General features: G+C 35.5%; 7 protein-coding genes. 1 reads left to right on the top strand and 6 read right to left on the bottom strand.

What is annotated here, in order from left to right; all coding sequences use genetic code 11:
* Positions 1 to 585 (top strand): HAAS signaling domain-containing protein, encoded by a 585-nt coding sequence (locus WKU33_RS09250; RefSeq protein WP_340454222.1) that lies wholly within the window; start codon positions 1 to 3, stop codon positions 583 to 585.
* A gap of 140 nt (positions 586 to 725) precedes the next feature.
* Here WKU33_RS09250 and WKU33_RS09255 read toward each other — a convergent pair whose 3' ends face one another.
* The 6 genes from WKU33_RS09255 to WKU33_RS09280 all read right to left on the bottom strand — a co-directional run bounded on the left by WKU33_RS09255 (position 726) and on the right by WKU33_RS09280 (position 5,915).
* Positions 726 to 1,211: a helicase gene (locus tag WKU33_RS09255; RefSeq protein ID WP_340454224.1), complete on the bottom strand. Its 486-nt coding sequence runs from the start codon at positions 1,209 to 1,211 to the stop codon at positions 726 to 728.
* Between the two features lie 92 nt (positions 1,212 to 1,303).
* Complete coding sequence (locus tag WKU33_RS09260) at positions 1,304 to 1,714, bottom strand: hypothetical protein (protein WP_340454225.1); 411 nt, start codon at positions 1,712 to 1,714, stop codon at positions 1,304 to 1,306.
* A gap of 393 nt (positions 1,715 to 2,107) precedes the next feature.
* Entirely contained in the window at positions 2,108 to 2,569 is a 462-nt protein-coding gene (locus tag WKU33_RS09265; protein WP_188857185.1) for a GNAT family N-acetyltransferase, read from the bottom strand.
* Positions 2,570 to 2,727: 158 nt separating this feature from the next.
* A complete protein-coding gene (locus WKU33_RS09270; RefSeq protein WP_156856073.1) occupies positions 2,728 to 3,105 on the bottom strand; it encodes a VOC family protein in 378 nt (125 codons plus the stop codon).
* A gap of 106 nt (positions 3,106 to 3,211) precedes the next feature.
* Positions 3,212 to 5,161 (bottom strand): FtsX-like permease family protein, encoded by a 1,950-nt coding sequence (locus WKU33_RS09275; RefSeq protein ID WP_340454227.1) that lies wholly within the window; start codon positions 5,159 to 5,161, stop codon positions 3,212 to 3,214.
* Positions 5,151 to 5,915: an ABC transporter ATP-binding protein gene (locus tag WKU33_RS09280; protein WP_188857193.1), complete on the bottom strand. Its 765-nt coding sequence runs from the start codon at positions 5,913 to 5,915 to the stop codon at positions 5,151 to 5,153. Before WKU33_RS09280 ends, WKU33_RS09275 begins: the two co-directional genes overlap by 11 nt.
* Between the last annotated feature and the right edge of the window lie 327 nt (positions 5,916 to 6,242).

Here is a 6,242-nt window from a genome sequence, read left to right on the forward strand (position 1 = left end):
TTGAGTAAACTATCAGATAATCTAAAGTCGTTGCCGGAGGAGGAAAGAAAAAGCATTGTAGAAGAAATTGAAATTCATTTAAAAGACAAAGTGGATTCACTGAAGAATGAGGGATACTCGAATGAAGGAGCAGTCAGTAAAATGTTGAGTGACTTCAAGTCTCCCGATTCGCTTGCTAAAGATTACTTAAAGGAATATCAGGAACTTGAAATTGAAGAGCGACCAAATATAACATTTTACCTATTAAATGCTGGATTGACGGGACTTGCTTTTTTAAGCCTACCAATTTTAGAGAAACAACTTGAGCTTGCTTGGATTGCTTTAGGTGTGCCGTTAGTTATTTGTGGCTTTATTACGCTCTTTTTGTTGAAGGAACAAAATAAATCTATAACAAGTATCTTAAAAATTTCACCTAAGATTTTATTGTCATTATATTTTCCTGTATCGTTACTATTTCTTTGGATAGCTTTTAATCAAGAAGACGGATTCGTTGATTTTTCGTTTTATTACATGCTAATTTACTGGTTGACTCTGCTAATTTATTATATAGTAACCAAAAAAACTACTAAAAAAGTCTCTCAATAAGATAATTTGTACAAACAAGGAATAGATGTAGAAATAGTAAAGAATCTCATCCAAGCGATGAAAGATAACGATGATTTTTTTGAGTTTATCAAAGCCTGCTAATCTGTTGGTAGACAAAAAACAAAATGATCATCAGGGTCCTATACATGCAAATCATCTGCAATGTATCCACGCAACCATAGTACGTCATTAATATTTCTAAGGTAAAAACCTTTCGGGAAACCATCATCATCATTTAAAATCTCTGAGGCTATAGTGATAGAACCAGGGGGAGCTTGATGGTGATGTGAAGGATTTTCCTTATTACCTTCAGGTTGATTAAGGTAGTCTATTCTCAGGTATGGTCCCAACTCAAGCGGGCACAATTCCAAACCAAGTTCGTTTGCCTTTTTGAAAAGCTGCGATGTTGTACCTCCATCCGGAAAACCAAGACCTTGAACAGTTAGTTCTACGATTTTGAGGCTGTACTTTGTAGCAGATGGAGTAAAATTATCATTAGATAGTAGGATTTCTGCGTACTCATTCATCAAGAAATGTTGCTTCAATTTCTGAATGAGCTGGGATTTTGAAAGCCCACCAACCTCAACTTTTCTAGTAATATAATGACAATCAGGATAGACTCGCATTATAGCTCACTTCCTATCAGATGTTTTCTTCTAGAAGAAAAGACATTTTAAAATCTCCCATAAAACTACTACGATAAAATAAGTGCTATTCCCTAATACAACAAGATGTCTTCTTTTATTTCCACATCAAGCTTCCCTTTTTCATCGACAGACGTTATATTGACTACTGCCTTACCCGAATAACCTTTTTCAAAATATCCAATAATATATTCGGTGTGTAAATTACCTTTGTTGTCTTCATACTCTAATAGGAGGGCTGCTTCATCAAACTCATCATTTGAATTTTCCTTTGGATTCACATGAAGTTTGTATGCTTTACCCGGTTCGATCGACGGTATTTTTATATCCGATTTTATATTGCCATAGGTGATATATAAATCGGATACCTTCTCATCCGTTTCATTTTCCACTCGAATATCAAAGCCATCTTGTGCTAGTTTAACTGTTGCAAACCCTAATGTTACGATTATCAAAACTAGTAGCGTGATTTTTCCCTTTTTCATTTTTCTCCTCAATATAAATTTTATTAAACCGTCATAAATTTGGACCAACATTAATAGTACTCTTAATCTGATAATTTTAACTTAACCGTAAAGGATTTACAACAAGATAATTTAATTTGTTTCTTTATCTAAAAGTATAGAGCGCTAATCGTAGCTATTCTGTCATTTCCAAATAAAAAATAACCACCCTAGCCTGACGAGCTAATTTAAGGTAGTTATTTTATCACTGTATATTGAGTCGCCCCCTTGAAGGGCTATTGCACTAGACCGTTTGGCGTTGGCGCGCCAGACGATTTCTATCATGTTACGCTTTTCTATATATATTATACCCCATTTTTTTAAACTGACATAATAATTTCGACAGTAATAACTCCCGCTAAAGAATCAGTTACTTCACAACAATAATTTCAAAATAAATTGTTCACCAATAGGACCGTTTTTTCTCCTGCCTGTATCTGTAAACCCAACTCCTGCATACAGGCTCTGCGCGGTAATATTTTTATGATTAACCGCTAATACAATCTCGTCACAATCCGGAAATTCAGTTTTAACAAAATCACGCAGCAGGAACATAGCTTGTTTAGCATATCCTTTCCCTTGCTTTGCATAGTTAACCGATAATGCCGTTAACAACATCGCGTTAGGATTATCGGAGTACTCCTTTACACGTTCCGTCTCGTGCAATAAAAAGAAGCCTACAGGTTCATCTTCATCTAGTATAACAATTCGATGTTGCCCTTCAATCTCCTCTAAAATCTTACTTGGTAATGCAGTGAATTGTGCTTGTTCTTCAGGTAGCTCAAAAGAATTTAACTCCTCTACATACTTACTTGAAAAAGGTTTTAATGTAACCATAGTCGGTATTCCCCTCTGTTTTTCTATATCTTAACATACAGAACATATATTCACGAACGTCTGTACTTCAGTCTTTTCATGATAAAAGCTGTTCAACAATCCTGTTGTTTTACTGAACAATTCCATCCTACTCGTTTAAGTATACGATCTCACAAATCTCACTTAGAAGTAATCCTTATAAAATACCCATCCGGATCAGCCACTTTAAAGCCCCTCATCTCCCACGGATATTTCTCCACTTCCACCTCAATTGGGTAATTGTTGTCCAGACATCGCTGGTACACTTCTTCCAGTTCGTCTACAACAATAATCATTTCAAAGCCATTTCCTTTAATCTCACTTTTAGCCTTATTATTAAAGTAATGCTTATCTCCCAACACCTCTTCAGCAGTAAGCAACAATGAAAAGCAATCATAATTAAATCGTGCACCCCGTTTACTCCTGCCATACAACTCTAACCCAATAACGTTTTCATAGAAGTTTAAGGATTCCTCAATGTCCTTTACGTACAATTCATTCCTAAATAGAATACTCATTTTTCATTCATTCCTCCTCAAATTATTTAATTAAATTTCCTCAAAATATTGTTAGTTACTAAAAATGGGCTTCATTTATTTAATAACACTTGTTGAAAAATTAGAATCATTCCTCCCTAAAACCAGCAATCTCCATAAACATCTTTCGCTTGGCATAAATAAGAAAAATTATTAAAATCACAAAGTAAATTCCGGCAATCAAGAGAAACTGGAACAAAATCCCCGGGTTTGCTAACACGCCTCCTATATCTGTTGCCATCGCAACAAGATATAACAATGCAATTATTAACCCGAGTAAGGTCGGCAGCATAAATATGGTCGTGATTTCCCGGGATACTAATCCTTTCACTTCTTTACTTGTAATTCCATTGCGAAACAGCTTGCGGATTCTCAGTTCCTCTTTATCAATTTCTGAAAATAATTGAATGTACAGCAGAAGAAAGGAACCGATAAAGAATAAAACGCTTAAAAAGATCGCCACGAAAAAATGAATACCTTCTGAATTCATGCGGTTTGAATAATCATTCACCAGAGAATCAACGTAAAAAAGTTCCTCTTCCGGAAGAATATTTTCAACATTCAAATTCGGAGTAGTGGCGTTATAACTTTTAAAAGCTTGTTCCAATGCAAAAACTGCTTCTTCCGAGTCCTTCCAATCTTTAACATTAATGAAATGGGCTGTTGCTTCAAGCCCATCTAAATTACCCTTCAACGTTTCTAGTTCCGCATCGTTTATAATAAAAAACTCATCCAAATAATTAAAGCGTTTCTCCCCAATTACTTTAGTATAATCATAGAGGATCTCTTCTCCATCAATTGAGAAACGTAATTCCCTACCATAGGATATACTTTCAGGATCCTCCGTACTGATATTTAAATGATAGATTAATTCCTTACCCTGCAATTCAAATCCACTTGCAGTCACCTCATTGAATGCGCTAAGAGGCATAAAGGTAACCGTATAAGGATAACCATCATCATCCCATTCAAATTTAAAATAGACTGGGATAGTAAAATGCTCCTCTACAGGATTTTCATATTCATCAAAAATTGCATGAACTTCATCTGCAGGTAAATTATTTTTACTGTCCGTCGAAATAAACGCGATTGTATAAGGATTTCTTTCGATGGCTTCTTTTCCAGTCTCCGTATAGCCGTAAAATACAATTGTGCTATATAGAAGTGTGGTCATCACCATAATAGTAACGAGTATCATAATCGAGGTAAATTGTTTATATTTATGATCAATGCTCGTCCAATAAAGCAACCCACCATAGTAAAGTTTCTTATTCTTTTTAATGAGTCCGATAAAAAAAGAGGTCAAATGTTTTAAAGCAATATACAGACCGATAAAAGTTATCATCGCCCAAAGCATGAGATATTCACCGCCATCGGGATCGGTATACGTAACAAAAAGTCCAATAATTGAACCAATGACAAATGCTACTCCAATCCCTCCGATAGCCGGATGTTTAAACGCCGTATTTTCCGTCATTTTTTCCGTTTTCAAGTTCTCCATAATATCTCTATTCATCGTTAAGTAAAGGGATTGTGCTATCGATACAATAAAGACAAGCATGAAAGCACCGATGGAATAGATGGACATGTCTGCATTAAGATGAAAGGCAACTTCCTGAATACCTGTTCCTTTCAATAACAACCAAAAAAAGAACTGAGAAAAAATTGTCCCTGCTCCAATTCCAATGACGATCGCTATTACAGCAATTATGCTATTTTCTATTAGCACTAGTTTGCTAATATCGCGTTTCGTCATCCCTAGTGTCATAAGTAGACCAAACTCACTCCGCCTTTTCTTCATGAAAATTTGATGAGCATAGCTGATGAAAAATACGGTAAACACAATAAGTGCAGCGCCCGGTATTGCTAGAAGACTTTGGGTCCCTTCTATTTCCTTCAATGCAACAAGTTGTTCATTAAAATAAACTGTCATAAACATAAAGAAAAAAAGGATAGCCAAGCTATTACATGCAAGATAAAAAAGATATTTCTTGTAATGATACTTCGCCATTTTCCAGACGATTTTGTTAAATGTCATGCTGCCTCCCCCCTAAGAGAGCAAGATGATTCATGATATCATCCAGAAAAGCTTTCCGATCCGATTTTTTCTCTAGGTGTGAATGAACGGACCCGTCCCTTATAAAGATAACCTTCTCGCAATAGCTTGCAGCGAAAACATCATGTGTTACTAGAAGTATAGTGGTTGACAACTCTTGTACCACTTTTTTCAAACATTCCATAATGACGGTAGAAGACTTGGAATCCAAATTCCCTGTCGGTTCATCCGCAAATATAATCTGTGGTTCATTTGCCAATGCACGGCTAACGGCTGTTCGTTGCTGTTGTCCACCTGAGATATGGTAGGGATATTTATTTAAAATCGCTTCAATATCAAAGAGACTTGCCAGTTCCTGTACCTTCTTTTCCATTTCTGGTCCGCTTTTCTTTTCGAGTATCATCGGCAGTATAATATTTTCTTTTACCGTTAAACTTTCCAATAGATTGAAGTCCTGAAAGACAAATCCTAACTTTCTACGACGAAACCGCGCCAAAGCATCTCCGGTCATTTCATTCAACTTTTGACCTTCTATAAAGATCTCTCCAGAAGTTGGCTTATCAATTCCACTCAATATGTTTAGCAAGGTTGTTTTCCCACTGCCTGAAGGCCCCATAATCGCAACAAATTCTCCTTCCGACACAGAAAGGTTGATACCATTTAATGCAGTCGTTGACCCTTCATCATTGGCTTTCCCATAAACTTTTACGATGTTTTTAGCTTCTAAAATTTTCATCGCTATTCCCTTCTTTTCTTCCTCTGAATTCCTGTTACTACTTATGTGATTTGTTTATCTCTTTATAAGTTAAATTAGTCTTCATTTTAAAATTGGAATAATCAACTTCATTAAGCTCAAGTAAAGTAATTATCTAAATTATTTACTACATAAATCAACTCCAAAACCTTCAAATCTGCCATTCCTTTTTTGCAAGATTATAATAAATTACTCAACTTTCGCAGCCCAAACTAGGCAGGTATACCTTGATATAGTTAAGTAATCCCGCAAACCAATACTGTAGTTGACTTTTGATTAACTTTTTGAATTTCTTGTTCGTTTTATTCA

Origin of the sequence: Oceanobacillus sp. HCA-5259 (assembly GCF_037892815.1) — a bacterium.
In the GTDB taxonomy this organism is placed as follows: Bacteria; Bacillota; Bacilli; order Bacillales; family Amphibacillaceae; genus Oceanobacillus; species Oceanobacillus indicireducens.